1 protein-coding gene and 1 pseudogene are annotated in these 1,364 nt (G+C 40.8%); both read right to left on the bottom strand.

Annotated features, from left to right (window positions below; genetic code table 11):
- Positions 1-286: 286 nt before the first annotated feature.
- Positions 287-568: a 4a-hydroxytetrahydrobiopterin dehydratase gene (locus VB740_RS36655; RefSeq protein WP_323204704.1), complete on the bottom strand. Its 282-nt coding sequence runs from the start codon at positions 566-568 to the stop codon at positions 287-289.
- A 713-nt stretch (positions 569-1,281) separates the two neighbouring features.
- Positions 1,282-1,364, bottom strand: a pseudogene (locus tag VB740_RS36650) (photosystem II protein D2); the annotation flags it as partial.

Here is a 1,364-nt window from a genome sequence, read left to right as displayed (position 1 = left end):
AACACACCCTACATATACTTAGATTTTTTCATAAATCAAATACTAGTCCTATAGAATTTGCACACCAATTAAAACACCTGACTAAGCTATAAACGTAGGCAAAGCCTTCTCTCATGGCAGTTGTCGCTATTGTGACCACCACAAACCCCAGCTTAGGAATCAAGAGTTTTAAAACCCGCGAACTCCAAAGAAAATCCTGTAGTTCTACTGTTAAAGCTTTTTATGCGCTTCGTTTCCCATCGTGGTAACTTCCAGTTGCCTAGTCCAAGATATCAGAAGGAATGACTTAGTGGATTCGGGAAATCGCCTGCGCTACATCAAAGTCAGCCTGCGTCAATCCGCCCGCATCATGTGTTGTGAGTGTAATCTTTACTTTGTTATAAGAAATTTCTATATCTGGATGATGTCCTGCCGACTCAGCAGGCTCTACCAACTTATTGACAAACTCAATTGCTTGGATAAAATCCTTAAATGTGCGGGTAATCTGCAACTTGGAGCCTTCAACATTCCAACCTGACAGAACCTTTGCACTTTCTTGAATTTCCGCCTTAGTGAGTAGTTGTGCCATATTAAAAAAATTCCTAGTTGTATTATTTAGTTCACACGATATATTTCATCAAATAAAATCACTTTTATTCTCCACAGAAAAAAGATGGGAGGATAAACTAGGGCATAATGCCTGTGTGCATATCTAAATCAGACTTAGTAAATAGACGCTATTGCTCACATCTGTTCAGATGCCAAGGTTCGATGCAAGATGTTTTTATTTTTTACAAAAGTTACCTATAAAAAACTATCCGCTCTGATTTAGATCGGGCGATCTAAGTCAGAGCGGTCTAGCGGGTCTTCAGGTTGCAACCAGACTGCCGGAAGGAACTCCGAGCTTGCCTAGCTAGTTGAGCTAACTTAGTATCTCAAAGATAACTAAGGCTAACTTTTAGAGAACAGCCCCGGCACACAGCCGGCTAACTGCAACCTGATGACCCATGCGTATACTACTTTCTATCATGGGCATCACCTCCTTGTTGCCTAAGCGGTCTTAGTCTCAAAAGGGCAGAGCATTTGCTCTGGGTTTATAACCTTCACCTAACATAACATATAAATATTAGAGATATTAACTATATATAAAAAAAATCTCCCACCTTTTGGTGAGAGATGACTGGAGAATGGGGAATATTGACACTTTATGGGCTTATGTTATGCCAAGGTGATTATTTAATCTGGGTAGTGTCAAATTTCGGCAACCAAAACCCTGATTCAAGTCATGGTCAGCTTTTAAAATTAGAGAGCGTTACCGCGAGGTAGGACTTCCTCAGGGAATACAAACTGTTCGTGGGGTTGATCTTGAGGAGCCATCCAAGCGC

This window comes from Nostoc sp. UHCC 0251, from assembly GCF_034932245.1.
In the GTDB taxonomy this organism is placed as follows: domain Bacteria; phylum Cyanobacteriota; class Cyanobacteriia; order Cyanobacteriales; family Nostocaceae; genus Nostoc.
This window is presented reverse-complemented; position numbering and strand designations above follow the sequence as displayed.

Bases quoted from the DNA above. Each gene is read 5' to 3' on its own strand.
- VB740_RS36655 (WP_323204704.1), bottom strand. From the start codon at position 568: ATGGCACAACTACTCACTAAGGCGGAAATTCAAGAAAGTGCAAAGGTT.